At 40.9% G+C, this 26054-nt stretch carries 34 protein-coding genes, 2 tRNA genes and 2 pseudogenes; 19 read left to right on the top strand and 19 right to left on the bottom strand.

The features are described from left to right. Nucleotides 1-21 precede the first annotated feature (21 nt). Nucleotides 22-2125: pseudogene (locus DYY67_RS00335) on the top strand (4-hydroxybutyrate--CoA ligase). 51 nt (nt 2126-2176) lie between these two features. Further along, on the top strand, nt 2177-3685 hold the full coding sequence (locus tag DYY67_RS00330) for a 4-hydroxyphenylacetate 3-hydroxylase family protein (protein WP_168711804.1): 1509 nt from the start codon (nt 2177-2179) through the stop codon (nt 3683-3685). Between the two features lie 11 nt (nt 3686-3696). Here DYY67_RS00330 and DYY67_RS00325 read toward each other — a convergent pair whose 3' ends face one another. Together DYY67_RS00325 and DYY67_RS00320 are read right to left on the bottom strand one after the other, a co-directional pair. Then, the gene (locus DYY67_RS00325) at nt 3697-4332 is read right to left on the bottom strand and encodes a signal peptidase I (RefSeq protein ID WP_166389787.1); all 636 of its coding nucleotides are present in this window, start codon (nt 4330-4332) and stop codon (nt 3697-3699) included. Between the two features lie 52 nt (nt 4333-4384). Next, complete coding sequence (locus DYY67_RS00320; RefSeq protein WP_166389785.1) at nt 4385-5104, bottom strand: hypothetical protein; 720 nt, start codon at nt 5102-5104, stop codon at nt 4385-4387. Between the two features lie 227 nt (nt 5105-5331). Here DYY67_RS00320 and DYY67_RS00315 point away from each other — a divergent pair, with 227 nt between their 5' ends. From DYY67_RS00315 to DYY67_RS00305, 3 genes are all read left to right on the top strand, one after another. Continuing rightward, nucleotides 5332-6600 carry a DEAD/DEAH box helicase gene (locus DYY67_RS00315; RefSeq protein ID WP_166389783.1) on the top strand — a complete coding sequence of 423 codons (1269 nt, stop codon included), beginning with the start codon at nt 5332-5334 and terminating at the stop codon, nt 6598-6600. Between the two features lie 69 nt (nt 6601-6669). Further along, nucleotides 6670-7002: a thioredoxin gene (trxA, locus tag DYY67_RS00310; RefSeq protein ID WP_166389781.1), complete on the top strand. Its 333-nt coding sequence runs from the start codon at nt 6670-6672 to the stop codon at nt 7000-7002. Nucleotides 7003-7067: 65 nt separating this feature from the next. Beyond that, nucleotides 7068-7583 carry a zinc ribbon domain-containing protein gene (locus tag DYY67_RS00305; RefSeq protein ID WP_166389779.1) on the top strand — a complete coding sequence of 172 codons (516 nt, stop codon included), beginning with the start codon at nt 7068-7070 and terminating at the stop codon, nt 7581-7583. A 3-nt stretch (nt 7584-7586) separates the two neighbouring features. Here the strand turns inward: DYY67_RS00305 and DYY67_RS00300 are convergent, their stop codons facing one another. Both DYY67_RS00300 and DYY67_RS00295 read right to left on the bottom strand, forming a co-directional pair. Then, complete coding sequence (locus DYY67_RS00300; protein ID WP_166389777.1) at nt 7587-7955, bottom strand: zinc ribbon domain-containing protein; 369 nt, start codon at nt 7953-7955, stop codon at nt 7587-7589. Between the two features lie 74 nt (nt 7956-8029). Further along, the gene (locus DYY67_RS00295) at nt 8030-8707 is read right to left on the bottom strand and encodes a fibronectin type III domain-containing protein (protein WP_166389775.1); all 678 of its coding nucleotides are present in this window, start codon (nt 8705-8707) and stop codon (nt 8030-8032) included. 208 nt (nt 8708-8915) lie between these two features. On the opposite strand from DYY67_RS00295, the gene DYY67_RS00290 reads away from it, so the two are divergent. After that, nucleotides 8916-9299: a response regulator gene (locus tag DYY67_RS00290; RefSeq protein ID WP_166389773.1), complete on the top strand. Its 384-nt coding sequence runs from the start codon at nt 8916-8918 to the stop codon at nt 9297-9299. A gap of 22 nt (nt 9300-9321) precedes the next feature. On the opposite strand, the gene DYY67_RS00285 is transcribed toward DYY67_RS00290, so the two are convergent. The 3 genes from DYY67_RS00285 to DYY67_RS00275 form a co-directional block, all read right to left on the bottom strand. Further along, nucleotides 9322-9915 carry a hypothetical protein gene (locus DYY67_RS00285; RefSeq protein WP_166389771.1) on the bottom strand — a complete coding sequence of 198 codons (594 nt, stop codon included), beginning with the start codon at nt 9913-9915 and terminating at the stop codon, nt 9322-9324. 165 nt (nt 9916-10080) lie between these two features. Further along, on the bottom strand, nt 10081-10488 hold the full coding sequence (locus DYY67_RS00280; protein WP_166389768.1) for a response regulator transcription factor: 408 nt from the start codon (nt 10486-10488) through the stop codon (nt 10081-10083). A 73-nt stretch (nt 10489-10561) separates the two neighbouring features. Further along, nucleotides 10562-11635, bottom strand: coding sequence for a sensor histidine kinase (locus tag DYY67_RS00275; protein ID WP_166389766.1), 1074 nt, complete (start codon nt 11633-11635; stop codon nt 10562-10564). 244 nt (nt 11636-11879) lie between these two features. Here DYY67_RS00275 and DYY67_RS00270 point away from each other — a divergent pair, with 244 nt between their 5' ends. Then, nucleotides 11880-12323 (top strand): response regulator, encoded by a 444-nt coding sequence (locus DYY67_RS00270; RefSeq protein WP_166389764.1) that lies wholly within the window; start codon nt 11880-11882, stop codon nt 12321-12323. A gap of 104 nt (nt 12324-12427) precedes the next feature. On the opposite strand, the gene DYY67_RS00265 is transcribed toward DYY67_RS00270, so the two are convergent. Then, nucleotides 12428-12500: transfer RNA gene (locus DYY67_RS00265), tRNA-Ala, on the bottom strand. Between the two features lie 77 nt (nt 12501-12577). On the opposite strand from DYY67_RS00265, the gene DYY67_RS11305 reads away from it, so the two are divergent. From DYY67_RS11305 to DYY67_RS11295, 3 genes are read left to right on the top strand one after another with little or no spacing between them, the layout of a single operon-like run. Beyond that, a complete protein-coding gene (locus DYY67_RS11305) occupies nt 12578-12841 on the top strand; it encodes a hypothetical protein (protein WP_320415869.1) in 264 nt (87 codons plus the stop codon). Between the two features lie 5 nt (nt 12842-12846). Further along, entirely contained in the window at nt 12847-13473 is a 627-nt protein-coding gene (locus DYY67_RS11300) for a hypothetical protein (protein WP_320415868.1), read from the top strand. Continuing rightward, nucleotides 13460-13972, top strand: a complete 513-nt coding sequence (locus DYY67_RS11295) for an amidohydrolase family protein (RefSeq protein ID WP_320415867.1) — start codon at nt 13460-13462, stop codon at nt 13970-13972. The genes DYY67_RS11300 and DYY67_RS11295 overlap by 14 nt, the downstream gene beginning before the upstream one ends. Here the strand turns inward: DYY67_RS11295 and rpiA are convergent. The 8 genes from rpiA to DYY67_RS00220 form a co-directional block, all read right to left on the bottom strand. Continuing rightward, on the bottom strand, nt 13964-14638 hold the full coding sequence (rpiA, locus tag DYY67_RS00255; protein ID WP_166389762.1) for a ribose-5-phosphate isomerase RpiA: 675 nt from the start codon (nt 14636-14638) through the stop codon (nt 13964-13966). The genes DYY67_RS11295 and rpiA overlap by 9 nt on opposite strands. Then, the gene (locus DYY67_RS00250) at nt 14639-14944 is read right to left on the bottom strand and encodes a hypothetical protein (protein ID WP_166389760.1); all 306 of its coding nucleotides are present in this window, start codon (nt 14942-14944) and stop codon (nt 14639-14641) included. Then, nucleotides 14941-15657, bottom strand: coding sequence for a hypothetical protein (locus DYY67_RS00245; protein ID WP_166389758.1), 717 nt, complete (start codon nt 15655-15657; stop codon nt 14941-14943). Before DYY67_RS00245 ends, DYY67_RS00250 begins: the two co-directional genes overlap by 4 nt. A 1-nt stretch (nt 15658) precedes the next feature. Continuing rightward, complete coding sequence (locus DYY67_RS00240) at nt 15659-15826, bottom strand: 50S ribosomal protein L37e (protein ID WP_166389756.1); 168 nt, start codon at nt 15824-15826, stop codon at nt 15659-15661. 7 nt (nt 15827-15833) lie between these two features. Then, a complete protein-coding gene (locus DYY67_RS00235; protein WP_166389754.1) occupies nt 15834-16064 on the bottom strand; it encodes an LSm family protein in 231 nt (76 codons plus the stop codon). 66 nt (nt 16065-16130) lie between these two features. Then, nucleotides 16131-16838 carry a creatininase family protein gene (locus DYY67_RS00230; protein ID WP_166389749.1) on the bottom strand — a complete coding sequence of 236 codons (708 nt, stop codon included), beginning with the start codon at nt 16836-16838 and terminating at the stop codon, nt 16131-16133. Then, on the bottom strand, nt 16835-17692 hold the full coding sequence (purN, locus tag DYY67_RS00225; RefSeq protein ID WP_166389747.1) for a phosphoribosylglycinamide formyltransferase: 858 nt from the start codon (nt 17690-17692) through the stop codon (nt 16835-16837). The genes DYY67_RS00230 and purN overlap by 4 nt, the downstream gene beginning before the upstream one ends. A 345-nt stretch (nt 17693-18037) precedes the next feature. Next, a tRNA-Leu gene (locus DYY67_RS00220) sits at nt 18038-18122 on the bottom strand. A gap of 47 nt (nt 18123-18169) precedes the next feature. On the opposite strand from DYY67_RS00220, the gene DYY67_RS00215 reads away from it, so the two are divergent. The 7 genes and pseudogenes from DYY67_RS00215 to infB all read left to right on the top strand — a co-directional run bounded on the left by DYY67_RS00215 (nt 18170) and on the right by infB (nt 22573). Next, nucleotides 18170-19096, top strand: a complete 927-nt coding sequence (locus tag DYY67_RS00215; protein ID WP_255492555.1) for a hypothetical protein — start codon at nt 18170-18172, stop codon at nt 19094-19096. Nucleotide 19097: 1 nt separating this feature from the next. Further along, nucleotides 19098-19517 (top strand): hypothetical protein, encoded by a 420-nt coding sequence (locus DYY67_RS10185; protein WP_255492554.1) that lies wholly within the window; start codon nt 19098-19100, stop codon nt 19515-19517. Between the two features lie 60 nt (nt 19518-19577). After that, nucleotides 19578-19964, top strand: coding sequence for a 50S ribosomal protein L7Ae (gene rpl7ae, locus DYY67_RS00210; protein WP_166389745.1), 387 nt, complete (start codon nt 19578-19580; stop codon nt 19962-19964). Next, nucleotides 19961-20167 carry a 30S ribosomal protein S28e gene (locus tag DYY67_RS00205; RefSeq protein WP_166389742.1) on the top strand — a complete coding sequence of 69 codons (207 nt, stop codon included), beginning with the start codon at nt 19961-19963 and terminating at the stop codon, nt 20165-20167. The genes rpl7ae and DYY67_RS00205 overlap by 4 nt, the downstream gene beginning before the upstream one ends. Before the next feature lie 7 nt (nt 20168-20174). Continuing rightward, entirely contained in the window at nt 20175-20378 is a 204-nt protein-coding gene (locus DYY67_RS00200) for a 50S ribosomal protein L24e (RefSeq protein WP_166389740.1), read from the top strand. Nucleotide 20379: 1 nt separating this feature from the next. After that, on the top strand, nt 20380-20781 hold the full coding sequence (gene ndk, locus DYY67_RS00195; RefSeq protein WP_166389738.1) for a nucleoside-diphosphate kinase: 402 nt from the start codon (nt 20380-20382) through the stop codon (nt 20779-20781). A gap of 27 nt (nt 20782-20808) precedes the next feature. Then, nucleotides 20809-22573: pseudogene (gene infB / locus DYY67_RS00190) on the top strand (translation initiation factor IF-2). On the opposite strand, the gene trxA (DYY67_RS00185) reads toward infB, so the two are convergent. Continuing rightward, complete coding sequence (gene trxA / locus DYY67_RS00185; protein WP_255492552.1) at nt 22567-22950, bottom strand: thioredoxin; 384 nt, start codon at nt 22948-22950, stop codon at nt 22567-22569. The pseudogene infB and the gene trxA (DYY67_RS00185) overlap by 7 nt on opposite strands. Before the next feature lie 39 nt (nt 22951-22989). Beyond that, nucleotides 22990-23406: an archease gene (locus DYY67_RS00180; RefSeq protein ID WP_166389736.1), complete on the bottom strand. Its 417-nt coding sequence runs from the start codon at nt 23404-23406 to the stop codon at nt 22990-22992. 123 nt (nt 23407-23529) lie between these two features. Between DYY67_RS00180 and hisS the strand changes: the two genes are divergently transcribed. Next, nucleotides 23530-24789, top strand: coding sequence for a histidine--tRNA ligase (hisS, locus tag DYY67_RS00175; RefSeq protein ID WP_255492551.1), 1260 nt, complete (start codon nt 23530-23532; stop codon nt 24787-24789). On the opposite strand, the gene DYY67_RS00170 is transcribed toward hisS, so the two are convergent. Next, nucleotides 24773-25444 (bottom strand): translation initiation factor IF-6, encoded by a 672-nt coding sequence (locus DYY67_RS00170; protein ID WP_166389732.1) that lies wholly within the window; start codon nt 25442-25444, stop codon nt 24773-24775. The genes hisS and DYY67_RS00170 overlap by 17 nt on opposite strands. 158 nt (nt 25445-25602) lie before the next feature. On the opposite strand from DYY67_RS00170, the gene DYY67_RS11290 reads away from it, so the two are divergent. Continuing rightward, entirely contained in the window at nt 25603-26049 is a 447-nt protein-coding gene (locus DYY67_RS11290; protein WP_320415866.1) for a 4Fe-4S dicluster domain-containing protein, read from the top strand. Nucleotides 26050-26054: the final 5 nt, after the last annotated feature.

Here is a 26054-nt window from a genome sequence, read left to right as displayed (position 1 = left end):
ATTTGAAACCATCTCGTTAAAATGACTGATTCTCTCTTTCTCTCTCCAAAATCAATTGCCATCATTGGCGCATCCGACAAGGAGGGAAGTGTCGGAAGAGCAATCACGTCAAACATTCTAAAGGGTTACACTGGTAAAATTTTTCCAATAAGCCCAACTCGGGAAACAGTCTTTGATAAAAAGGCCTACAAGAGCGTCCTTGATGTTCCAGATACCATAGATCTTGCAGTTGTAGTTACAAAAAATGACGTAGTGATTCCAGTCATTGAGGAGTGCGGAAAAAAAGGAATTAGGGGAGCAATTGTAATCACCGCAGGATTCAAAGAAGTCGACGAGGAGGGCGCAAAGCTTGAACGCAAGCTGGCAGAGATATCAAAACAATACAACATCAGGATAATTGGTCCAAACTGCCTCGGTGTCATGAACCTGGCCCCACAAACAATGATGAATTCTACTTTTCTCAAGGTAACGCCAAAGTCTGGAGGGATTGCACTGGTTTCACAAAGTGGTGCTATCTGTGCAGCGCTTGTCGAAGATGCTAGCGCACAAGGAATAGGATTTTCAGCCGTAATCAGCATGGGAAATAAGGTAGACCTCAACGAGGTTGACATGCTCAAAATGTTGGCAGAACATGATCAAACAAAGGTCATTGTCATGTATCTTGAAGACATGGCAAACGGAAAAGAATTTCTCAAAGTGTGCAAGCAGATCACAAGGCTAGGCCACACTAAAAAACCAGTTCTTGTTCTAAAGTCAGGTCGAAGCCCGAGGGCGCAAAGGCTGCCATGTCTCACACTGGTGCACTGATGGGCTCTGACGAAATTTATGATGCATTGCTTACACAGGCAGGAGCAATCAGGGTTGATACAATGGAGGAATTGTTTGATTATGCAACAGCGTTTTCAAAGCAACCGCTTCCAACAAAAGGAGACCTAGTGATTGTGTCAAATGCAGGAGGGCCTGCAATCATTTCGACAGATGCATGCTCCAAGCTTGGAATCAAGATGGCAAACATAGAAGACATCAGGCCTCAGATCAACGCAGTTATTCCGCCATGGGGCACATCAAGAAATCCAGTTGACATTGTGGGTGACGCAGATTTTAACAGGTTTGATCATGTACTCAATCTAGTTCTGGCTCACAAAAATGTCGGCTCTGTAATTGCAATGTGCACGCCATCGGCAACACTTGACTACAACAAGCTGGCAGAGGTTATAGTAAACGTATCAAAAAAGCACAACAAAACCATCCTGGCAAGTCTTATGGGGCTTGACGAGGGAATAAAGAACAAGGAGATACTTGCAGAAGGCGGAATTCCCCATTACAAATATGCAGAAAGTGCAATCCGGGCACTCAAGGCAATGCTGAGATTCACACATTGGTCCCAGTCACCTGAGGGTAATGTGCAGCAATTCAAGGCAAACAAGAAAAAAGTAGAGCAAATTTTTGCCAAGGTAAGATCAGACGGAAGAAAGAACCTGCTAGAGGAGGAAGGACAAGAAGTACTCAAGGCCTATGGTGTGCCTCTCCCAAAAAGCATCTTGGCTGCAAAGAAAAAGAAGCGTTAGTTGCGGCAAAGAAGATTGGTTATCCAGTTGTTATGAAGATTGCATCGCCGCAAATAATTCACAAGTCTGATGCAGGAGGAGTAAAGGTAGGTATGAAGACCCCGCAAGAAGTAAAGGCGGCATTTAAGGAAATAATTAAAAATGCAAAAAAATACGACAAAAAGGCAATGATCAAAGGAGTCCTGGTACAAGAGATGGTAAGGGGCGGAAAGGAAACAATTGTTGGCTCAAAACAAGAGCTAGGATTTGGACCAGTCGTAATGTTTGGAATGGGAGGAATATATGTTGAGGTTCTCAAAGATGTTACTTTTAGAATAACACCTACCACTAATCTTGAAGCAGACGAAATGGTATCATCCATCAAGACACACAAGTTGTTGCAGGGTGTAAGGGGAGAAAAGCCCTCTGATGTGCAAAAATTATCAGAGTGCATCCAGAAAATTTCTCAGCTTGTGACTGATTTTGAGGAGATAAAAGAGCTTGACCTCAATCCAGTGCTTGTATTTGAAAAGGGCAAGGGCTGCAAAGTGGTTGATGTAAGAATTGGCCTCTCTTAGGGCCACACACTGGTTATAATATTTATATTACTTTGAGAGAGAATAGCAGATATGCCAATTAAGACAGGTGCCGAGTACATACAAAGTCTCAGGGGTAGAAAGATGAAGGTCTATCTTTTTGGCGAGCTTGTCAAAGAGCCTGTAGACCACCCAATGATTCGTCCATCAATTAACGCTGTGGCAGAAACTTTTGATCTGGCAGTACAAGACGGCGAGCTTGCAAGCGCAAACTCTTCACTTAGCGGCCAGCAAGTAAACAGGTTTTTGCATATTGTAGAGAGTGCAGATGATTTGGTGAACCAAAACAAGATGCAGCGAAAGCTTGGGCAACTCACGGGAACATGCTTCCAGAGATGTGTGGGAATGGACGCAATAAATTCATTATATTCTGTTACTTTTGAAATCGATGAAAAACACAAGACAAGCTATCACAAAAGACTAGTCGAATTCATCAAGATGGCACAGAAAGAAAATTTTGTAATTGGTGGTGCCATGACAGATCCAAAGGGAGACAGGAGCAAGGCGCCGTTTGAACAAGACGACCCAGATGTCTTTATGCATATTGTTGAAAAAAATGACAAAGGAATTATTGTAAAAGGTGCCAAGGCCCATCAAACAGGCTGCATCAACTCACACTGGATATTGTTCATGCCAACAATGAGGTTGCAGGAAAACGATCGCGATTATGCAATAGTTGGCGCAGTGCCAGCCGATGCGCCAGGCATCACATACATCTATGGTAGACAGTCATGCGATACTAGAAGCATGGAAGAAGGCGACCTTGATTCAGGAAATTCAAAGTTTGCAGGCCAGGAGGCAATGATAATTTTCGATAATGTTTTTGTTCCATGGGAATACGTATTCATGAACGGCGAGTATGAATTTGCGTCAATGCTGGTAGAAAGATTCACCTGCTACCACAGAAGAAGCTATGTCTGCAAGACAGGCTTGGGCGACGTATTGATTGGAGCATCTGCAGCAATTGCCGATTATAACGGAATACCAAACGTATCTCACATCAAAGACAAGCTGGTAGAGATGACTCATCTCAACGAGACAATATACGCAGCAGGTGTAGCGTCTTCGTATCAGGCCCATCGTACAAAGTCTGGCAACTGGCTAAATGACGACATGCTGGCAAACGTATGCAAGCACAATGTCACAAGATTTCCATATGAAATAGGAAGACTTGCCCAAGATATTGCAGGAGGGCTCATGGTCACACTCCCGTCTGAAAAAGATTTCAGAAATCCCGAGACAGGACCAATACTGAAAAAATATCTAAAGGGTAGAAAGGGTGTTGACGTTGAAAACAGAATGCGAATCTTAAGATTGATAGAAAACATGACTTTGGGAAGAAATGCAGTTGGATATCTTACAGAATCAATGCACGGAGCAGGCTCGCCACAAGCTCAGAGAATCAATATCGCAAGACAGATGCAGCTAGATTACAAAAAGCAACTTGCCAAGACTCTTGCAAATGTAAAAGAGGATGCAGAGTCTACACAAGAGCCGTCTGACTATTTCAAAAGAGTGTTTAAGATAAGCACTAGAAAATAACTGCAAAAAATCTATTCTTTCTTTTCTTCGGGTTTCTGGTCTTTGTCAGGCGCAGAGTATTCCTTGTCAGCCAAGTTTCTCGTCTCTGCCGCTGCACTTGAGTTGTCAGGGCTTGGCAAGTCCTTGCTTGAAAGTACATTTGCAGTATCAGTTTTGGGTTTTCCAAACTGCTTTACTATCATTATTCCAACTATTACAGCTATTATGATGTAGTTGATTGGCGGAGTAAGAATTCTGGTAACATAGCCTATCTGGGGAATGACATACACCACCTTTCCAATGTAATTCCCATGTGTTATTGGAAAGTCTACCCCTGGTATGGAGCCAGGATTTGCATCGCCTTTTGTCCTAATTGTGAGCGGATTCTGATTGAGTACCTCGGCAACCCTGTGAACTATGACCAAGTCCTCAGATGGCGCGTGGAAAACGATGATGTCTCCTATCTTGAGGTGGTCAAAGGGAATATTTCCGTTAACAACAATGACATCAAATATGTTCAGGTTTGGAATCATGCTTCCACTTGATACTACATAGAATGGATTCTCAGTGCCAAATGCAACCCTCAACCCTATCCATATTATTGCAATTCCTATAACTACAATTATGATATCTTTAACAAAACCTGATGTGGCAGAATATTTCTTCAATTATATTTTGTCCTTTAAACTAGTAAGATAAATCTTACTTAACATTGTGTTTCTACTTTAGCTTATTGCCACAACTTTCGCAGAACTTTGAGCCTGCAACGTTGAAATTTCCACACTTGCTGCACTTGAAATCGTTCTCTGATATATGCCCGCCAAGAAGAACAACCTCGCCTATCTTTCTTACCTCTTCCCATTTTATAGTGACATTTGTGTTGTCATTTTTTGTAACAACAAGAATTATTCCAGATTGTCCTGGCTGTATGCCGATCTCTTTTACTACGCCCACTCTTCTTGCCTCTGAATCATACACCACAAGTCCTGCAATTGAATTAAACGTCTTCACTGAAGAATCACTAGTTTGAAATGATTGCTGCGGTGCCAAATTTGCCGGAGGAGAGTATGTATCCTGAGCCGCAGCCTCTGGTCTTGCAGCGCCAACTTCAGCTTTTTCATCTGGCTTGCTAAAGTTTCTGTATTCTGCAAGAACTGATCCACATGTGGTGCATATGTATTGTCCTTTTTCCAAAAGAACCAAGTTCTCTGCCACAACCTCGTTTGGTGTTTCATAATCAATCTTGGGACCACCCTCGTATTCTTTCTCACAAGTGTTGCAATAATATTTTGTAATCTTTTCAGAGTCTAGGCGACCTACCGGTGCCAAGAACAGATCTGGTCCACCAAGACTTCCCTTTCTTTGTTGGTCGTCGTTGACATTTGCCATGATGTATCCTCCAGATCCTCTGAGTTTTTTCAAGCGCAATTCACTGCTCATGATTCTAGTCTATCAAAAAGTCATTTAAGTATGTATATGACATCGATTGGTCAAATCTCTAATACGTATAGACGCAACAGATTATACAATTTTAAAAAATAATGCGTTTTTTTTCAATAATTTGGAAAGAGTTAATAGAGCCAGATTGGAAAGTTAAACAAAAATAATGACGGAAATTAACAACAATACTTCTCTGTCATTTCAATAAAAAAAGATGATAATTAAAGTTGACAAAATTTGAAGAACTAGGGATAAAGAATCCGATACTGACAGTGCTAAGTGAGATACAATTTCATGAAGCATTTCCAATTCAGGCGGCCTCAATCCCTGTACTATTATCGGGCCAAGATGTTATAGGGCAAGCACATACTGGTACAGGAAAGACTGCGGCATTTTCATTACCAATCATACAAAATATTGTTCCAAAAGGAGGAATACAGGCATTGATACTTGCACCAACAAGAGAGCTTGCAGTACAGATAACAGGAGAGATTCAAAGATTTTCAAAGAATTCGCATGTAAGATACGTAACCATCTATGGAGGCCAAAGCATCAACGTACAATTCAATGAACTAGACAGGGGGGTGGAAATTGTAGTTGCAACACCTGGCAGACTAATAGACCACATAAAGCGAGGCTCAGTCAAGCTAAAAAATGTCAAGTATGTCGTACTAGACGAAGCCGATACAATGCTTGACATGGGATTCATTGACGATATACGATTCATCTTGGATCTTGTTCCAAAAGACCACCTGACGGCATTATTCTCTGCAACAATGCCGCCTGAGATACTCATGCTGGCAGAAAAATACATGCGCAGTCCACAGAAAATATTTATCGATTCTGATGACCTCAGCGGTGAGGGAATAGAGCAGGCCTTTTTGGTAATAAGGGACAGAGAAAAAATGGAGTTCCTTTTGAAGTTTATCAAAGAAAATACTACAGGCCAAACAATTGTCTTTTGTTCCACAAAGGAGCGAACAAGAAGAGTTGCACATGACCTTGAAAAAGAGAGATTCAACGTAGTATCAATTCAGGGTGACATGTCACAGTTTAGAAGAGACAAAGCCATGTACCTGTTCAGAAAAGGAAAGGCAGACATTCTTGTTGCAACCGACGTGGCAGCAAGAGGAATCGATGTTCCAGAGGTGGCACTTGTAGTAAACTATGATGTGCCAAGCCATGACATGGTTTATTTCCACAGGATAGGAAGGACGGCAAGGGCTGGAGCAAAGGGCAAGGCAATCACACTAGTATCATATTCTTCAATTGGCGATTTCAAGGCAATATCGAGCCAAACCAAGGTAGCCATGAAAGATCTAAACAAGGAGCTTGGAATTGTGGTAAACATACCCGATCCGCTGAAACGAGAAGTAAGTCACAGAAGAGGCGGTGGCAGATATGAACACTCAAAACCGTGGAAGAAAATACGAAGGAAGACGGGAGGCAAGAGAGGGAAGAGGCGACGGAAGGCGAAGATATGGCGACAGAAATAACTATTATGGCTTAAGAAGCCGCTGGTAAAAATCGTTCAATATATTTAGGGATATTATTCTCTGATAGGTATGGATAAAGCAAAACCTGTTAACGAAAAAAACTGGGAAACCGAGGTAATGCATTCTCAGGTTCCAGTGTTTGTAGATTTTTGGGCTGAATGGTGTGGCCCATGCAGAATGGTAGGTCCTGTTGTTGAGGAACTCGCAGGTGAATATGCAGGCAAGGTTAGCTTTGTGAAGGTAAACGTTGATGAAAGCAACGAACTTGCGTCAAAGTATAACGTGTTTAGCATTCCGACACTAGCTCTTTTCAACAAGGGTCAGATTATTGCACAACAGGTAGGCGCCGCATCAAAGTCGTCTTATAAGAACATGATAGACAAGGCTCTTGAAAAAGCCTAGAGACAAAAATCTCACCCATATTTTTAATCTAAAATAATTAATACCGGTCAGAGTCAACAGACCACATGTCATTTGGCGAAGTAGATACTCTTACTCTATTATTTGATAAACTGCAAAACCTACTCAACGATACCCAAGGTTACTATGAATCATTTCTTGATACCAATGGTCTGTACAAGCAAGGAAAATTATCTGAAAAAGAATTTTTCCAAAAACTGGGTGACTATGTTGTTGCATACTCGGCACTTGAATTTCTTTCAATCAAAGTGATTTTTGAGCTAAAAAAGGCACTTGACAAAATTGCAGGTGGACAAGCCTTGGGTGGACAAAGCGGTGGTACAATGCCAAGCGGAATGAGCTTTGGAGGCCAGCAGGCGTCTCGCGTAACAGCTGCCACATTGCCAGGGGCAGGTCAGCCGCCATCTGTTGTCTCTGCAGCAGCGGCCTTTTCAACACCTGGAGTCCTACCTCCGCCAGATCCGTCCCTTTTACCAAAAGGATCTTCTACAGGACCTACATGCAGCTCCTGCGGCTCTCAAGTAAAGGCAACAGCCAAGTTTTGCATCAAGTGCGGCAAATAAAATCTAATCTTGGGTTGAGCCACATTCTGTACAAAATCTGGCACTTGTTGAAAGTTTCGTGCCGCACTCGGAACAGAATTTTGAAGAAGCGCCTGTCTCGGTATTTACACTTCCATATAGATCACTATTGATTGTCTTCACAGCTCCTGTTGGGACAAACGTGTCATCATCTACTATGGGAACTGGAGCAAAGTCTTTCTCTTCGACAAAAACCATGATTCGCGGCACCTGCTGCCCGGGATTTTTGGGATCTGGAACCATGTCGCCAAGCCATGATGCAAACCTAATCAGAGTCAATTCCGGCGTGGAAAAAGTCAGGGTATGGTTTGACATGTAATCTTCTGCTGATACTTTTCCGTTGAATACTTTCATCACTGTAACTATTTGCAATGGATGTATATTGTTTTTTGTGTTACAACCTCTGAGGTGTGTCTAACGCCAGACATTCAATTACAAAAGGCGCCGCCGTCTCCAAAGCAGCTGACCACAACTGAGACTTCACTTGAGGACTGCGATGATCCTGCCGCATTTGCAGCAGTGACATAATAATAGTAGGAATTGCCAGGGCTTGTGGAACTATCCAAGTATGTTGTGGTGCTGCCAGATACCATGGAAAAAAATGTCTCTGTTCCCTGTGATATCCCTCTGTAAATGTAATAATCTCGAACAGGTGAACCGCCGTTAGATGATGGCGCCTGCCATGTCAACGTGACAGGACCTGTCCCAAATGACGCAGCACTTGCCTGGAGGTTTTGTATCTGTGATGGCGCAACAAGTTTTGCTAACATGATGTGTATGGCATTTTGTTGCACACTCAGCGGTATGCCTGTTACGGTTCCAACATTGCCGTCAGTACCTGTGCAGCTAACATCTACCGTACTATCGTATGTTATGGAATCTGCAGCTTGTGTTACGCCGCTTGAATCAGTCGTATTTGTGACAATATTTCCAGATGGATTGAAGGTAAACGTACATGTGGAACCGGACTCGGAAAATCCAGTCTGAGAATTTTCTACATGTACATTAATTTGATATTGAGAATCTGCATATGTTGTCCTTGTAGTTAATGGTACCGTGGCAAACACGGCAACAAGTAGTATCGACAAAACTACCTTAGAAATCATTTACTAAATCGTATTTGTAAAAACCGATATTTACGTTTAATCATGTTTCTCAGCTGGCTATATCAAAACAAGACAAATAGTAATAACTAAAAATTAACCAACGCAATTATTGCAAAATATTGCGGTTACATACTGAAACCCAGTTTGTTGTTAGCTTGTTTGAAAACAACAACCGTATATCTAATATAAAATTGTCCGGGAATGAAATATGGTAACCCAAGTACACAATGTCAGTGGTGCTAGTGCTATAGTAGTAGATGACAATCAAGATCTACGCGAAATCTTTGTGGAATTGCTCCAGGCTCATGGAATTAATGTAATCGGCAGTGGCGTTAATGGAAAAGATGCAGCTGAGCTATATCAGAAATTTCATCCCGATATTGTTTTCATGGATGCTCTGATGCCAGAGTATGATGGATTTTATGGAGTAGAAAAGATCAAGGAATCTAATCCTGATGCAATAGTGTTTTTGGTAACTGGTTCTGCCAACATTGAGAAAAAACTAGACAACTGTCATGCAACTGCAGTTCTTGAAAAACCAATTGACATGAACAAAATCATGAACGTGATAAACCAATTTTGTACGCATTAGAGAAACCTGAAAACGCGATGATCTACTTGTTTGTTCTAGTCATTTTGTAGCTTTCAATAATGGTAACTACAAATGCAGCCGCAAACAAACCTAATGGCATTGAAAGCCACATTGCTTGCCTGAAAAATGCAAGATTTACTGTTTCTGCCGTAAGTATGCATGCACTTTCTGCAGTAACCAGAATGTAAAGACTGGTCTTGATTACATGTTTTACATCTGGTAATTTGTGCAAATGCGGAATCTTTTTCATTCCAATGCCGCAATATCGAAAAGTGTTTTTGAGATTTGAAATAAAGCTGATGCTACTTCCCTGTTCTATTGCAGAGCAACACGCACCCAGTCCCTGCCTTGAAGTGTATCTTCCTATTATGGTACCAAACGTAGTAAGACTTGCAAGGCCATAACCTAGAGCATACGACATGACTATCCCAAACAGATTGTGGTATCCAAATAGTACAAACGATATGCTTTGTCCTACCTGTGATGACAGGATGCACAAAACTATAATGCCAACAGCAGACGGATATGATTTTTTAACTTGGACCCAAAATGAAGGCGTTTGTATTTTAATCTCTGAAGCACAACAACATGTTCCTGTAGGACATATTTCGCACATGGTATCTTCCGTACATTTGCAGTCAGTACATGAACAATTCTCCATCGCGTGATAATTACCTGAAATCATATTTTAACACTTTTGTAGATTCTGTGTCTAGATCTCAAATTATGTAAGACCTGCAATGATCAACTGGCAAAACCCCCGAACAAGGGAGACATATTCTCATTTTACATTCATTATGCAGACCATCTTGTTAATTGTGCTGATCACATCGTTAATCTCGATTGGTTTCTTAAGAACGACACTAACTAAATTATCCGATCTTCCTTTCTCAATATATGACCCAGACACCAAGACTATTTTTGCATGAGGATCAAACTCTTTAATCTTCTTTGCACCATAGAGCCCATCGTATTGAGGCATGATGTAATCAATAAATACAATGTCTGGATTATGAAGTTTATACAATTCCAGCGCATCTTTACCGTTGGAGCCAATTCCTAAAATATTAATCTCATTCATTTTGAGCAATTCTATAAAGAGGTCTCGTACATCTACATCATCATCTATTACGATGGCATTTATGCTTGAGTGAGCCCTGTTTGTTTGTAATTGGCCGTCTATTTCCATGATCATGTACAGTACAGATCTATAAAATAATGTAGCTTGTACGGGGCTGACAAGCTAATCCTAAAGTCACGCATTAACAAACCTGTCTATTCTGTGCCATATTTTTTGGAAGATTTATTGTAAAAATGGTAGGCGGTGACTTTACTGTGATTGTGCCACCATGTTGTTCTATGACGTTTTTACATATTGAAAGTCCTAGTCCTGTTCCCGTAAGTTTTGTTGTAAATAACGGTTCAAACATTTTGGAAATGATATTGGATGGGATTCCAGGGCCAGCATCTTCAAATTCGATTTTTATACTGGAACCAAGGTCATTTACTCGTATCTTTATCTCACCTTTCTCATCCATAGCTTGTATTGAATTCATTATCAGATTGGAAAATACGGCTTCCATTTTTCTTGACTCACAATTGATTTGTATGTCTTGTGGTGGTTTGCTTATTCTTACATTTGACGGAATAATTAGTCCACTAATCGCACTTTCCATAATTGAAAATAGCGTCGTTGGCTGTAATACCAAGTCAGTTTTTTTCACAAATTCTAAAACGTCATCAATCTGGTGTGACATACGTTGAACCGCTCTCTGAAATCTTGCAGCGTACTGTAGCCGTTCCTCAATTTTCATATTAGGTCTGGCAGACATTATGTCCATGGTGTTTTTGATAACTGAGAGCGGATTTCTCAAATCATGAGCCAATCTTGCCGCAAGTTCACCCACTACGGCAAACTTTTCTGCTTTGACTAGATCCTTTGTTGTTGCTTCCAATTGGCGTGTCAGAAAATCACGTTGTAGTGATAATTCCTTTTCTTTTTCGAGAACTTTTTCTAGCTTAACCTTGAGTTCTAAACTTATTTGATGGTTGTAATTCTTCTGCCTTTCGAGTTCTTGGTTGGCTCTTTTTAGCTCATCATTTTTAGCATTTACCGACATGCTTAGATCTTGCAGTGATCTCACCCTATTCTGTAGATCTTGGTTAATCTTAGATACCTCTCTTAATTTTACTATAGACTCAGAGGTAAGATGATTGAGGTGTTTCTCTTTCTCTTGAAGTTCACGCTCAGCTATGCCTAGTTCATCAAGTTCTTTTTCTATTAGATTTCCTCCTGCCATAATTTTTTGTGGTGGTTCCTTTGTCTGTGAACTCATTGTTTTTTCTTTATGGATGACAATTTAACATCTAGTTGTGTGATTAAAACAGACGAACCTGCTTTGAAAGTAAGTTGAAGAACTTTATGTGCAAGGACATTTCTTAAATTTCAATATTACAAGAATAGGTATTGTTGAATAAAAAGACATTTTGGGCAGTGGATGAAAGGTTTTCTCATATTTTGTGCACTACAAACAAACAAGTAGTTAATCGCTGATAATTTTTCTATATTAACGGGTAAAAATGTCTCTTAAGATATTGATTGCAGAAGATTACAAAGATCTTGCAGATTCGTATCGTATGATATTCGAGGGAAGAGGTCATGAGGTGATGATAACAAACAATGGCGTAGAGTGTCAAAACATATACAAACAATACACAAAACAATCTGATGGAAAAATTAAACCGTATTTTGATGTAGTTATACTGGACCAAAAAATGCTAGGAATGGACGGAATTGAGACTGCAAAAGAGATACAAAGAGTAATTCCTAAACAAAAAATAATCTTCGTAACCGGCTATGGCAAGGAAGTATTACAAAAACTTCCACAACTTTCAGAGAACGCATTAGTGGTGAATAAACCTTTTACAGTACAAGCATTACTTACAGAGGTTGAAGGATTTGCAGTTACTAAATTTCGTGAAATGGTAAAAAACCGTCAGTCAACAACCAGCCTTAATTATTAAAAACCACTAGTGCTAAGAATCAAAAAATGAAATTGCAAAATATTTCAAAAATGTTCGAGATATGGTAAGATTGAATCCTGTAAGATTCAAACCCTGTATAAAGGTGGACCGAGGGGGATTTGAACCCCCGACATCCTCGTTGCGAACGAGGCATCACTACCACTAGACTACCGGCCCTTTTGTTATCAAGAATGGCATCTGCTTTTATTCATTTTTACTCAAAGAATAATACTGGGATTTTGGCAAAGTTCTCGATGACTTTTGATAGTATAATACTCAATTCACATGTTGTCCTGCCAAGTGGTACAGTCGATAAAAATATTGTAATAGATGACGGAAAAATTGTCGGCCTAACAAATGACACTCCACAATGTGACACAAAAATTGATGGAAGGGGACTGGTTGCACTGCCTGGCCTAATCGATCCACACGTGCACTATGGCGTCTATTCTCCAATCGAGCAGGCTGCAGTGACAGAGTCTCGAGTTGCGGCAGTTGGGGGGAGTTACCACCAATGATGCGGATGCTGCGCCTTGGCGGATCATACAAAAAAAACCTCGACTTGCATCTTGCAGAGAGTGCTCGGTCACACCATATTGATTATTCAATTCATGCATCAATTCTCCGGGAAAGTCAAATTGACGAGATGGAATTTTGCGCAAAAAAAGGAATCACGTCATTCAAGTTGTACATGAATCTTGGAGACGAGGTAGGTCATGTCTACATGGACATGAATCCAGGACAGAACTTGCTTGTAGAAGAAAAAGTAGAGATAAATTCAAAAATTGTCGAGCAAGTCATCCATAACGCATCAAGGCTTGGATGTACCGTGCTTGTCCATGCAGAAGATTACCAGATGTGTTCTTGCGGTATACGGGAGGCAAAGGACAAGAACAAAAATGGACTTGGAGCATGGTCAGAGAGCAGGCCTGGAGAGTCCGAGGTCAAATCAATAACTACTGCATCTGGCATGGCAAGAAAACAGGATGCAACTCTATTTTGTACACATTGGCTCACAGGCCGCAATGGATGCAATATACAAGGAAAAGAAAAATGGCACTGCAATTTTTGTGGAAACATGCCCGCATTATCTCACACTATCACACGAATCTCAAAAGGGGTATCTTGCAAAAGTAATGCCGCCTATTAGATCAGCAAACGATGCTGCAAGAATCTGGCAAGAGGTGCAGGGCGGCAACATTGATACAATTGGCACAGATCACGTGGCAAACCGACTAGGCCTCAAGCTTGGGGGGGATACAGTATGGGATGCCTTGGCAGGATTTCCAGGGATAGGTACCATGCTGCCAATATTGCTAAGCGAGGGTGTCAACAAAGGCAGAATAACACTGCAACAGTTGTCAAATCTTACCAGCCTGAACACCGCAAAAATATTTGGAATGTACCCAAAGAAAGGAATAATCCAAAAGGGCTCTGATGCCGATATTGTTCTAGTTGACATGAAGGCAGAAAAAAAGGTCAGCCACGAGCTCCTAAACGGCTACTCTGATTATACGGTATATGACGGATGGAATCTCAAGGGCTGGCCTGTGAAAACTCTAGTTCGAGGAACAGTTGTCGCAGAAGATTTCAAAGTAATAGGAAAAGCAGGATACGGAAAGTTTGTCCAAAGGCCAGTCTTAGCGTAATATCTCAAACTTGCCGTTCTCTTTTGCCTTGTAAATCATGTCAGGTTTTGAAAATATTCCAACCTCTATGACGCCAGGGATTGCTATTATTTTTGCAGCCAGTTTTTTGGGATTTGAAATTTTGCCAAACTCACAGTCAAGTATGATGTTTCCATTTTCGGTCACATATGGATATCCTCGCTCTAACAATCGTATGTGTGGCCTGCCTCCATGCTTTTTAATCTGAATTGTTGCCGTGTTTCTTGCAAACTGGTGCACCTCTACTGGCACACTGCGGTCAAGCTGTTTTACAAACTTGGACTCGTCAGCTATGATTACAACTTTTTTTGCCATGCTGATTAGTATTTTTTCCCGCAGGAGTGCGCCTCCTCCGCCCTTTATCATATTACCCTTGGTATCTATTTGGTCTGCTCCATCAAAAACCAAATCCACGTGATTTATCTGATCAGGCTCGATTATTGATATTCCTCCCTTTTCTGCCTCCATCTTGATCTGCAGCGATGTTGGAATTGCTTTGACAGTGAGATGATTTTTCTTCAGATATGATGATAACAACTTTACAATTGCAGTTGCAGCCCTGCCGCTTCCAAGGCCTATGATATAGTTGTTCTTTACCATTTTTAGCGCTTGGGGCGACAATGCCTTTATGGCATCATCCACTGTCAATTATTCTACCTCTACTTGTTCCAGTTTGGACAGGGCTTTCATTATTTCGCTTTTTATTTTATCTAAATCCTTGTCATCGTCTTCAATTTTTTCTTCCTCTGGTATTTTTATTGGAGTTGGAAGCTGGACCTTCTTTTCAACCTGTATCACTGCCTCAGGCTTTGGTATCTCTGTTACAACTTGAGGCTTTGGCACATCTATTGTTACAATCTCTTCTTTTGGTACAAGAGGAGTGGGCTCTACTGGAATTATTGACTGTGGAATCTCTAGTGTTTCCTTGACTGGCTCAATAATTTTCAGGCTCATATGGTTTTCTGAGGTCTTGTTATCTCTGGAAAATCTGGCATCCTGCTTGGAATCTCTGTCAATGTGCTCAGCTCAATTGATCTGCGCCTTGCCTGGGCAGGAATCTCAATTGGTGGAAGGATGGTTTCTTTTGGAACTTCGATTACTTTTGGTATCTCGATTATTTCTTTTTGAATCTCAATTCTTTCTTGCTGGTACTCTATTTTTGGCTCTATCTTTTCAGTTCGCGGCCTTTCCTGCACTATTTGTTTTGGTTGTTCTTGTTGCTTGACTTGAGCAGGCTGTACGATTGTCTGCACCGTAGGCTGGACAGTATTTACTGATATCTTGGAGGAGATCTCATGCAGCCTCTGGTCCATCTTTGACAGCTTGTTGTCCATCAGGGTTACCAAGCTGTCCCCTATTGGTCCAAGATCTGGATATTTGCTTGCAGTCTCTAGCTTTTCTATCTTGGAAATGGTAGCTCCTAGTTGGTGCTGGTATCTAATGAGAAGCTTGTCTCGCTGAACTCTTGAGACGCTTGACTCTTCATGGTGAAGCCTTGCAATTGTTTTTGTTAGTATGTCTTTTTCAATTTTTAAAGAATGTAATTGATCTTCTACTGCAGAATTTATTGTAACGGTCTGTTTGTACTTTCGTTTCGGAATTTTATCTAAAGCAACTGCAGTACAAGCGCCCGCCAGAGAACTAAAAACGAGAGCTATTTCTTCCAATTTATGTATACCATTTGATCCAGTTGTACTTTCTTATTCTTGCATCTGGATAACCACAGCTTGCACACTTGTCATGTCTTGCATGAAAAGAATTCTTTCCACATCTTCTGCATCTTACGTGGACATGTTTCTTTGTGTATCCTCCCATGGAGGTTGTGCCTTTAGTCATTGTACTTTCACTTTGGCGGAGGAGATATGATAACCACGTTATCTCCTCTAACTACTATGGTTCCTAGACTTTTTGTCTCGCCTTCGGAAGGGATCTCTTCTGAAGAATCAAGTAGCAGGTTCATGTGCTGATCAAAACCATGCAAGTTTCCTCTTATCACTTTGCCCCCTTTGAGCTTGATAAGAACAACCTTGTTGAGGCTTTCATCAAGTACTTTTACTGCCATATCTACTGACATTTATTTCACTTATTACCCACTCTATCGAGGGTATATATTAAAATTTCATTGGTGTAATTTTCGGCTTTACCCGGTAAGGCAAGTTTGACTCTCTTTTGCTATGGCTGCAATCACTTGGGTCAAAATCTTTCTTCCATCTTTTGCAGTAGCTCGTCTTGGGTCTCCCCAGACACCATTTTTTGTTACAGAGATGAAGGACTTGCTTGCTGCCTTGCCTAGTCTATATAGCTCCTCCCTTGACAATCCGTCCTCTACCAACCCCTTTTGTGCCGCGCTCATCTTCACATGTCCTGATATGGCACGCATAATTGAGGTCTCAACAAATCCAGCATGATCAAATCTCTGCTTCATAAAATGCCAGTAGGAGTAGACCAAGATCTTCTGCCTGATGCCATGAATCTTGGCAACCTTTGACGGTATGCCATTTAGCGCCTTTTGGTTGCCATGGTGCCCGTTGAGTATTATTATTGTCTTAATCTTATTCTTCCAAAGCGATGCACATATCTCAATGAGATATTTTTGCAGCGTACTTGGTGTTATACTCAAGTTAAAGAAAGGATGATGCTCAAATGATACCCCATATTCGATGGTGGGCAAAAGAAGAAAGCCAGTCTTTTCTGACACTTTTTTTGCTATAAATGATATGATATCAGAATCAGTTGATACAGGCAAGTGTGGCCCATGTTGTTCAGTAGACCCTACCGGTATTATGGCAACAGGCTTTTTTCTTATTTGCTTTACAAGATGCGAATTTGAGAGATCTCTTGCTATCATTTGGATCGTCTTGGCTTGACATGCACCTTTCCCCAGTATACTTCTAGTCTGCCGTCAAGGTGCATCTTTACTGCCTCAAGAAGTGTTCTTGCCTCCAGCTTCTGACCCTTTCTTTTCAGGGATTCCAAAGTCTCGTCTTCATCAATTGCAAAAGCGTCCTGAAATATTATTGGCCCCTGGTCCAAGTCTTCTGTGACGTAATGTGCAGTGCAGCCAACAATCTTTGCCCCGCGCTCATATGCCTGAACATATGCAAAGGCTCCAGGAAATGCAGGCAACAGAGAAGGATGAATATTGATTATCCTATTTGGATATCTCCATACAAAGTTTGGAGAAAGTATCCTCATGTATCTTGCAAGAACTATCAAATCAACATTGTATTTTTTTGAGATCAAAATTATTTTCTCTTCTGCACTTGTCTGATCTTTTTCGTTAACAACCACAAAGGGAATCTTTGCCTTCTTGGCCAACTTTGACAAAGTGTTTTCTGTACCAATTATTACGGCAATCTCCCCCTTTAGCTGATTTTTTGTCCTAGCATCAAGTATTGCTTCAAGACAATGCGACTCCTTTGTTACCAATACTGCAACTCTTTTTCTCTTTGACACTTCATAGTGTATGTTGACTTCCATTCTCAGGCTCTTTGCAAGTTTTTCTGCCTCCTGATTGAATTTTACAGTGTCAATTTTTTTAGTAAATGACGCTTCTAGGTACATGCCAAAGAGGCTTTTGATTACATTTTGATTTATCTTCTCAATGTTTCCGCCGTTTTGGAAAATGAAATTAGTAAAACCTGCAACCACTCCCTCGTGGTCCTTTCCAACTATTGTAATCTCTACAACTATTTTTTCCATTTTAATTGGTACGTATTTCGCGCTTTATTAATGCTTAAATACCCTTTTGAAATATAGCGTATTATCAAATGCTAGTAGAACTAGATATCTCAATTCTGTAATGAGTGATTGAATGGAAGAAGATTTTTCAATTTTATACTCTGAGGCAAAATAATGGACAGATCAAAAAATTCTAGCAAAAGCCGTGGTAGAGTAAACAGTTATGATCATAACAATCCAGTGAAGACCTGCAGGGTCTGCTCTACAATTGGTGACTGGCATTGCTATGAGTGCTCAAATGACTTTTGCAGCACCCATTTTCACGGTCATAAAGAAATGCAGCTTTGCATAATTCATTAAAAAATATGCGGGAGGTGGGATTTGAACCCACGAACTCCTAAAAGACAGGGTCCTAAGCCCTGCGCCTTTGACCAGGCTTGGCAACTCCCGCATGCACCATGACTTTTAAGACAAATTTATCTATTGTTGATGGTATCAATGGCAAGATTATTTGGCACTAATGGGATTAGGGGAGTCTTCGGAGAGGGCCTAACCCTAGACTTTGTTTCAGATATGGTATCATCACTTGGAACTTTCTTTGGAAAAGGTCCAATCCTTGTTGGATATGATGGCAGAGAATCAAGTGTAATAATGTCAAAAGTGGTATGCGCATCTCTTAGTGCAATAGGGCTTGGCTCTTCGATATGCGGCCTTGTGCCAACACCATGTCTGCAGTTTGCCACAAAAAAACTGGGATATGGCGGAGGAATAATGATTACCGCATCACACAACCCTCCAGAGTATAACGGATTAAAGCCCACTGCAAAAGATGGTGTTGAGATCTCACGAGAAGATGAGCTCACAGTAGAGGATATTTATTTTAAAAAAAAGTGGAACACTTCAAACAAGCCACGCCGGATTGGGCGCGAAACAAGATCCATTAGGACATATCTTGATGGAATAAAGTCACAGGTAAATCTCAAGAAAATAAAATCTAGCAGATTCAAGGTAGCGCTAGACCTGGGAAATGGTGCACAAGCCGTAACAGCTCCCGTTCTCTGCAAAGAGCTTGGATGTGACATTGTTACCATAAATGATACCATTGATGGCATGTTTTCTGGGAGAGGCTCAGAGCCCACTCCGCAAAACTTGAACAAGTTATCGCAAGCTGTAGTAAAATCAAAGGCAGACTTTGGCATTGCATTTGACGGAGACGGGGACAGGAGCATCTTCTGTGACAACAAGGGCAAGATTCTCACAGGTGACAGATCAGCTCTTCTCATCTCAAGATTTCTTTTGAACAAATATCCAAAATCCAAGGTTGTGACAACACTCAACTCCACCTCTGCAATTGAGGAAATAGCAGAGAGGACCAAGTCAAAGGTGCTAAGGACAAGAGTGGGAAGTGTTAGAGGTATCGCGTAAAATGGTTCAAGAAAAAGCACTGATAGGATTTGAGGAAAATGGAGGATTCATGTATGGAAAACACAATCAAGTCAGAGATGGTTCCATGACAATGGCATTGATGCTTGATCTGCTGTCAAAAACTGACAAGGCCTTGTCAGAGGAGATGAGCAGCTTGCCCAAATCGTTTACGACAAAGGGTAAGATAGATTGTTCAAAGGACAGTTTTAAAAAAATACTTCAGGGCCTAAAAAGCGAATTACACAAAAAAGATCTTACCGATGGAATCAAGATTTTTCTTGACAAATCAAGCTGGGTCATGGTAAGGCTGAGCGGGACTGAACCAATAGCAAGAATATACGCCGAGTCTGGCACTGAAGATAATTTGGATGAAATTTTTGATAAATACATGTCAAAAATAAAGCGGATAGCTGGCAGATAACACTTTTAAAACCAATTGAAAGCACCCAAGGAATGGAAATGATCCCAATGGGTGATACCTATGACTAAGGCTTATTACGTAAAGTTTCAAGTCCCCGCTGACCTAGTTAGCCCAATCTACGAAGCAGTGAGGGTTGCTCATCAGAGTGGTAAAGTAAAGAAAGGTACAAACGAAGTCACAAAGGCAATTGAGAGAGGAATTAGCAAACTCGTAGTTATAGCTGAGGATGTCGAACCACCAGAGGTAGTAGCACATCTGCCAATACTCTGTGAGGAACATAATCTGCCGTATAGCTTTGTGCCAAGCAGACAAGAATTAGGCAAGGCACTAGGAATTGATGTCACCTCTGCAGCAGCTGCGATAATAGATTCAGGAGATGCTCAACATATCGTTGACCAAATTGTGGCATCGCTGGCGCAGATAAAAGGTGGTCAAGCTAGCAAATGAGCAGCGAAGTACCAATTCCCGCCGAAGTAATACAAATTGTTGGCCGAACAGGCATTGCAGGAGAGGTTATACAAGTTAGAGTAAAGATTTTGGATGGAAAAGACAAGGGCAGAATTCTAACAAGAAATGTAAAGGGTTCAGTTAGAATGTCTGACATACTCATGTTACGTGAAACAGAGCGTGAGGCAAGGAAGATAAAGTGATTAGAAATTGAGCGTTCTAGTAAAACCATGCAGTTTTTGCAATAGGCCTGTAGCAAAGGGATCTGGTACAATGCTTGTAAAAAATGACGGCACAGTATTTTGGTTCTGTTCTTCTAAATGCAAAAAGAACATGCTTGTACTCAAGCGTGATCCTAGAAGACTCAAGTGGACAAACAAATACGTCAAAGGCGGAATAAGGGTCAAAAAGTAAAATGACTGAACAGACATTGTTTATAGTAAAACCTGACGGTGTAGAAAGAAAAATTGCAGGAAAAATTATTGCAAGATTTGAAAAGAAGGGCTTTAGCATAGTAAAACTAAAGATGTTTACTTTTACAAAACAGATGGCAGAGGAATTTTATTCAGTGCATCAATCAAAGCCATTCTTTGGCGAACTTGTGTCTTTTATCACATCAGGAAGAGTTGTTGCAGCAGTGATTGAAGGAAACAACGCCATTGCCACAACAAGACTCATGATAGGCTCTACCAAATCCTTTGAGGCTACTCCAGGAACAATCCGGGGCGACTTTGGACTTGGAATATCAGATAACATAATTCATGCCTCCGATTCTAAGGAAAGTTTTGAAAAAGAGGTAGCTGTAATATTCAAGTGAAAGTGGTTGCAAATACGACAGCCGATAGTGGCAGTTCTAGGTCACGTAGATTCTGGTAAGACCTCGCTATTAGACAAGATAAGAGGTACGGGTGTCCAGGCCCGAGAAGCAGGAGGAATCACGCAACACATAGGGGCAAGTTTTCTTCCAACTGACGCAATCAAAAAAGTATGTGGGCCGCTGTTTGCAAAGATGGCAGGTGAGGGCCAAGAAATTCCTGGATTGTTAGTAATTGATACGCCAGGACACGAAATTTTCACAAACCTTCGAGCACGTGGAGGCTCTGCAGCAGACATTGCCATCTTGGTAGTGGATGTTAATCGAGGCTTTCAGCCGCAAACTAACGAAAGCCTGAAAATATTGCAGAGCAGAAAGGTTCCGTTTGTAATTGCACTCAACAAGGTAGACATGGTTTCAGGCTGGAAAAAGAACCCAAAAACGCAGTTTATCACCCAGTCAATAAAAGAACAGGATCCTTTTGTGCAAACTGCACTTGACGAGCTGCTGTATAACGTTGTGGGGACTCTTTCCATACTTGGCTTTAGCTCTGAGGCATTTTACAGAGTCAAGGATTTCACAAAAGAAGTTTCAATTGTTCCAGTTAGCGCAAGGTCAGGAGAAGGAATTCCTGAACTGCTGGCAGTACTTGTAGGCCTTACCCAGCAATATCTGCAAAAGAAACTTGACCAGACAGAGAAACCCACAAGAGGCATAGTTCTTGAAGTAAAAGAAGAGATAGGCCTTGGAGTAACTGCCAACATTATCTTAATTGACGGCAATCTCAAAAAGAGCGACTCGATAGTTCTTGCCAAAAGAGATTCTGTAGTAATTACAAAACCAAAAGCAATACTGTTGCCAAAGCCATTGGATGAAATGCGAGATCCAAGGGACAAGTTCTTGCCAGTAAACGAAGTCTATGCTGCTGCCGGAATAAAGATTGCATCGCCTGATCTTGAAGGTGTCTTGCCTGGAAGTCCAGTTTATGCATCTGCTGACGAATCAAAGATTGAAGAATTTAAAAAATTAATCGAGTCTGAAATGAAGTCAGTCTTTGTAAAGACTGACAAAAAGGGCGTGATTCTAAAATGTGATACCATTGGTTCTCTTGAGGCAATCACTGACATGCTAAAACGACAAAATGTCCCAGTGTCAATGGCAGACATTGGTCCTGTAACTAGACGTGATGTTGTAGAAGCACTTGCCATAAAAGAAAACGACAGGCATCTTGGAGTGGTGCTTGCATTTAACGTAAAAATTTTACAGGATGCCCAAGAAGAAGCCGATGCAAACCACATTAGAATTTTCCATGATCAAGTCATATACAGTCCTGATTGACAATTACACAAACTGGGTTCAAGAGGATACTGCAAATGAAGAAAATGCCATATTTCAGGAACTGACTCCTATTTGCAAACTGACATTTCTGAAGGGATACATATTTCGAAAAAGCAATCCTGCTGTTTTTGGAGTCAGGGTGGATGTTGGCACACTCAAACAAAAAATTACAATAATGAATGCAGATGGAAAAAAAGTTGGCCTGGTTCACCAACTTCAAGATAATGGAAAGAGCATAGACACTGCCAAGAGGGGCCAGGAAGTGGCAATCTCAATCCAAAATGTAACTGTTGGAAGACAGGTCTCAGAAGAAGACGTGTTCTATTCATTACCTCCATCAAAAGAGGCAAGACTTTTGCTCAAGGAATTTTCCCACAAGCTCAACCCAGAAGAGCTTGATACATTGAAGAAAATAATCGAGCTTCAGAGAAAAATAAATTCTGTTTACGGCTATTGAGAGTATTTCTGTGCAAGCATGTGCAGGCCTGGCTCGCCTACTGCCCCAACTGCTTTATCGACAAGTTTGCCTCCCTTGAAGACCAAGAACGTAGGTATTGCGTATACTTGGTATCTCTGGGAGATTCCTTGTGCCTCATCCACATTTACGCGGGCAAACCTGATGCTCTTGTATTTTTTTGCCATTCTTGTAAATATGGGCAGCATGAACTGGCATGGCCCACACCATGTGGCCCAAAAATCAACTATCACTGGAGTGTCGCCAGCTATTCCCTTGTCAAAACTTGTGTCAGTTAATTCTAAAATTTCCTGTTCCTTGTGAGAAGTCATCTCGGCTAGTTTCTTTTTCATTATCTTCTCAATTTCTTCGTCTACCAACTTGATAAAATAAATTCAAACGATATTTAATAATTTGGCCTAGAGATCAAGAAGAAATCTCATCACAATTGGTTTTTCCTGTTTTATTTCCATGAGGTGAAAAGTAGGCGCCTTGATTTCCAGTTTAAAGTGGTGTTTTTGAAAATCAATCTCTTCGCCATGTATCGTTGCATGCAACACATATTCTTGTGATTTGTCTATACTGACTTCAAAGCTTGCTCCAACAAATCCGTCCGTTATTGTAAGTATGATTATCTCTTCTAGCCAGCTATAAAGCAAGTTGTTCAGATCCCTTGTCTTTATCTCAATTTTTTTTACAGTTTTTTTTTCAACAGATTTGATATCAAAAATTGTATCAACCACGGCCGTTCCAGCTGTCTCAAAGGCTTCCTCCAAGGTTTGTCCGGTCACTTCGATGAACGCGTCTGTCATGTGTTCTAGATGGCGATATGTCATATGGTAGACCTTTGGTAGGTTTCCCTTGTGTTATTAATTTATCATGATTGCAATTTCATAAAATCAGAAAGTCTAAATGCATTGGAACAAGAGTGAGTCTTGAATTTGGACCTACCACGTGGGATGAGAGACATTGAACACAAGGAATCTGCCACAATAGAATACGTACGACAAAAATTCATAGAAACATCAAATCTGTTTGGATTTCAATTCATGGAACCTTCTCCAATAGAGCTTGTCTCGGTGATAGAAACAAAGAGCGGGCCATCTATAAGAAATGAGATTTATTATTTTACTGACAAGGGAGACAGGGAAATTGCTCTGCGCTTTGACTTTACTATAGGCCTAACCAGATACGCAACATCTCAAAAATCAATGAGGCTTCCTGCAAAGTTCTGTACCTTTGGGGGAGTGTGGAGATATGACGAACCACAAAAAGGTCGGTACAGGTTCTTTCACCAGTGGGACGTGGAAATATACGGCGAGCCAAATACAGAGTCTGATGCAGAAATAATAGATTTTACTTCAAAGTTTTTCTCAAACCTAAAACTTGAAAATATTGTAATCGATGTCTGTGACCGCGGACTGGTTGAATCATATGTGAAAAATCTCTTCAAGACTGATTTGCCTGATGTAATAGGCGATATCCTAAGGGCGGTAGACAAGATACAAAAGAAGAGAAAGCAGGAAATAATTCAAGAGTACAAAGAAAAGGGATATTCTGTTCCTGATTTGGAACAAGTTTTGGAATTTTCCCAAATGAAGGGGACTCCGCAAGAAATTGAGAAAATGATCGATACAAGCCAGCTCAAAAACTGGGACAAGATACTGCAGCTTTTTGAATCGCTAAAAAATAGGGGAGTGGAAAATGTCAGAGTAAATTTTGGCATTGTGCGAGGCCTTGACTATTACTCTGGAATTGTTTTTGAGGTGTTTGACAGCAGTTCAGACTTGGGAGCACTTGTTGGTGGTGGTCGTTATGACACATTGACAAAAGCATTTGGACGAGACGACATGGGTGCAACTGGCGCAGCAGGTGGCGTGGAACGCATAGTAAATTCCTTGGAAAAACAAGGGATTACAAATCTATCAAACAATGAGGAACATGTATGGGTGGCGTCTGTCAATGATGACATGAAGAAGATTGCCATCAACATTGCATCTGCACTAAGGCTCAAGGGTATACCGTCAGAGGTGGATCTAGCAGGCAGGTCGCTTCGGAAACAAATGGACATGGCATCAAATTCAAAGTATGTGGTAATAGTAGCTCCAAAGGAGTATGGCGAAAAATCGGTTCTAGTTAGAAACATGAAGGACGGCTCTGAGAAACAGGTTAAACTTGATTCTCTTCTAAGTGATCCGCTGTCTAGTCTTCAACCTTGAATGCCTTTGTAAGCATCATTAGCTCAGGGCCGTTTGTGAGTGAGCCAACTACCATGGATTTGTTGTTTGCCAAAATTCCTGAAGACACAAAAGGAGATCCGCCATTGATAGTAGCAGGCTCAAGATCCACCCCTAAAACTTGGGACATTACTTTGACATCTTCTTCTTCAGTTGCAGGATGTATTATTCCGCCATGTGAATTGGCCTTTGCCATGGCACCAGTTTGTTGATATCCTGCAACTTTTTTCCTTATCACTTCTATTCCTAAAACATCCTCCACTTGTTTTACATATTCAGATGGAATCAGAGGAGACATTATTCCGCCTTTGTCATTTACGCATATCAGATTGCCAATAGCTGTGTGTTTTGTATCAAGTATGTCTACATTGAGGCCAGTTGATTTTTTTAGGTGAACTACTTCCTCCTCAAGAGAATTTCGTGGCAACAATATTCCATTGTTGTTCATCACCATTAAAACCCCAAGAAGTCTGGTGTTAGCTACTGATGTGAAGACATGATCGGTTTTGAGGAACTCGCACAAATTTTTAACTTTTGTTATGGCAAAACCATTTGGAATAAAGACAAAACTGTCGTTACATTTTGCATAAATGCCTACATTGGGGCTGCGATACACATCATACTTGAAAATTCCCACGCTTACAACCGATTTCTGAAAGATATGAATTTATCTTGTATGGGTAAAAAATTGTAGGAACATAAACTTGTCACCTGTCAAGTTGAATGGCCAGGTTAGATCATTTGCCCCGTATTCTTGTACACACTTTAAATAAGTAACAATATTTCTGCAATATCGTGCCAATAGATCCAAATTTTCCTCAGAACCACAAAGTGAAAGAAAAATTCAAGGATCCATCAAGTGAGAGCTATTATCTAGTTTGGGGACCTGGACGTCTTGCAGAAGCTGCATCCGATCCCAAAGTCATGGCAGATTACAAGGCAACAGGTGAAGAAATCAAACCTATGGGGATACATGGGACATATGTCGCAGTAGACTGGGATTCTTGCATAGCAGATGGAATATGTCTATTGAGTTGTCCGGTTAAAGTATTTGAGTGGTACAAAAATCCCGGAGAAACAGGCAGAAACGATAGAAAAGACTTTACTGATAAGGCAAACCCTGTACAAGAAGCTAATTGTATTTGGTGCATGGCATGCGTAGAAGTCTGTCCGACAAAAGCAATCAAGGTTGATCAGGCAAATCAAGAAATTCACGAAAAAGAGATAGCTAACATACCTTAGTTTTG

It is taken from the genome of Candidatus Nitrosotalea sp. TS (assembly GCF_011319465.1).
GTDB lineage: Archaea > Thermoproteota > Nitrososphaeria > Nitrososphaerales > Nitrosopumilaceae > Nitrosotalea.
Note: the sequence above shows the minus strand (reverse complement) of the source record. Positions and strands in the feature narration are given on the sequence as shown.

Bases quoted from the DNA above. Each gene is read 5' to 3' on its own strand.
- DYY67_RS00330 (WP_168711804.1), top strand. From the start codon at position 2,177: ATGCCAATTAAGACAGGTGCCGAGTACATACAAAGTCTCAGGGGTAGA.
- DYY67_RS00320 (WP_166389785.1), bottom strand. From the start codon at position 5,104: ATGAGCAGTGAATTGCGCTTGAAAAAACTCAGAGGATCTGGAGGATAC.
- trxA (WP_166389781.1), top strand. From the start codon at position 6,670: ATGGATAAAGCAAAACCTGTTAACGAAAAAAACTGGGAAACCGAGGTA.
- DYY67_RS00305 (WP_166389779.1), top strand. From the start codon at position 7,068: ATGTCATTTGGCGAAGTAGATACTCTTACTCTATTATTTGATAAACTG.
- DYY67_RS00300 (WP_166389777.1), bottom strand. From the start codon at position 7,955: ATGAAAGTATTCAACGGAAAAGTATCAGCAGAAGATTACATGTCAAAC.
- DYY67_RS00295 (WP_166389775.1), bottom strand. From the start codon at position 8,707: ATGATTTCTAAGGTAGTTTTGTCGATACTACTTGTTGCCGTGTTTGCC.
- DYY67_RS00290 (WP_166389773.1), top strand. From the start codon at position 8,916: ATGGTAACCCAAGTACACAATGTCAGTGGTGCTAGTGCTATAGTAGTA.
- DYY67_RS00285 (WP_166389771.1), bottom strand. From the start codon at position 9,915: ATGTGCGAAATATGTCCTACAGGAACATGTTGTTGTGCTTCAGAGATT.
- DYY67_RS00280 (WP_166389768.1), bottom strand. From the start codon at position 10,488: ATGGAAATAGACGGCCAATTACAAACAAACAGGGCTCACTCAAGCATA.
- DYY67_RS00275 (WP_166389766.1), bottom strand. From the start codon at position 11,635: ATGAGTTCACAGACAAAGGAACCACCACAAAAAATTATGGCAGGAGGA.
- DYY67_RS00270 (WP_166389764.1), top strand. From the start codon at position 11,880: ATGTCTCTTAAGATATTGATTGCAGAAGATTACAAAGATCTTGCAGAT.
- DYY67_RS11305 (WP_320415869.1), top strand. From the start codon at position 12,578: ATGACTTTTGATAGTATAATACTCAATTCACATGTTGTCCTGCCAAGT.
- DYY67_RS11300 (WP_320415868.1), top strand. From the start codon at position 12,847: ATGCTGCGCCTTGGCGGATCATACAAAAAAAACCTCGACTTGCATCTT.
- DYY67_RS11295 (WP_320415867.1), top strand. From the start codon at position 13,460: ATGCCGCCTATTAGATCAGCAAACGATGCTGCAAGAATCTGGCAAGAG.
- DYY67_RS00250 (WP_166389760.1), bottom strand. From the start codon at position 14,944: ATGAGCCTGAAAATTATTGAGCCAGTCAAGGAAACACTAGAGATTCCA.
- DYY67_RS00240 (WP_166389756.1), bottom strand. From the start codon at position 15,826: ATGACTAAAGGCACAACCTCCATGGGAGGATACACAAAGAAACATGTC.
- DYY67_RS00235 (WP_166389754.1), bottom strand. From the start codon at position 16,064: ATGTCAGTAGATATGGCAGTAAAAGTACTTGATGAAAGCCTCAACAAG.
- DYY67_RS00230 (WP_166389749.1), bottom strand. From the start codon at position 16,838: ATGATAGCAAGAGATCTCTCAAATTCGCATCTTGTAAAGCAAATAAGA.
- purN (WP_166389747.1), bottom strand. From the start codon at position 17,692: ATGGAAAAAATAGTTGTAGAGATTACAATAGTTGGAAAGGACCACGAG.
- DYY67_RS00215 (WP_255492555.1), top strand. From the start codon at position 18,170: ATGGCAAGATTATTTGGCACTAATGGGATTAGGGGAGTCTTCGGAGAG.
- DYY67_RS10185 (WP_255492554.1), top strand. From the start codon at position 19,098: ATGGTTCAAGAAAAAGCACTGATAGGATTTGAGGAAAATGGAGGATTC.
- rpl7ae (WP_166389745.1), top strand. From the start codon at position 19,578: ATGACTAAGGCTTATTACGTAAAGTTTCAAGTCCCCGCTGACCTAGTT.
- DYY67_RS00205 (WP_166389742.1), top strand. From the start codon at position 19,961: ATGAGCAGCGAAGTACCAATTCCCGCCGAAGTAATACAAATTGTTGGC.
- ndk (WP_166389738.1), top strand. From the start codon at position 20,380: ATGACTGAACAGACATTGTTTATAGTAAAACCTGACGGTGTAGAAAGA.
- DYY67_RS00180 (WP_166389736.1), bottom strand. From the start codon at position 23,406: ATGACATATCGCCATCTAGAACACATGACAGACGCGTTCATCGAAGTG.
- hisS (WP_255492551.1), top strand. From the start codon at position 23,530: ATGAGAGACATTGAACACAAGGAATCTGCCACAATAGAATACGTACGA.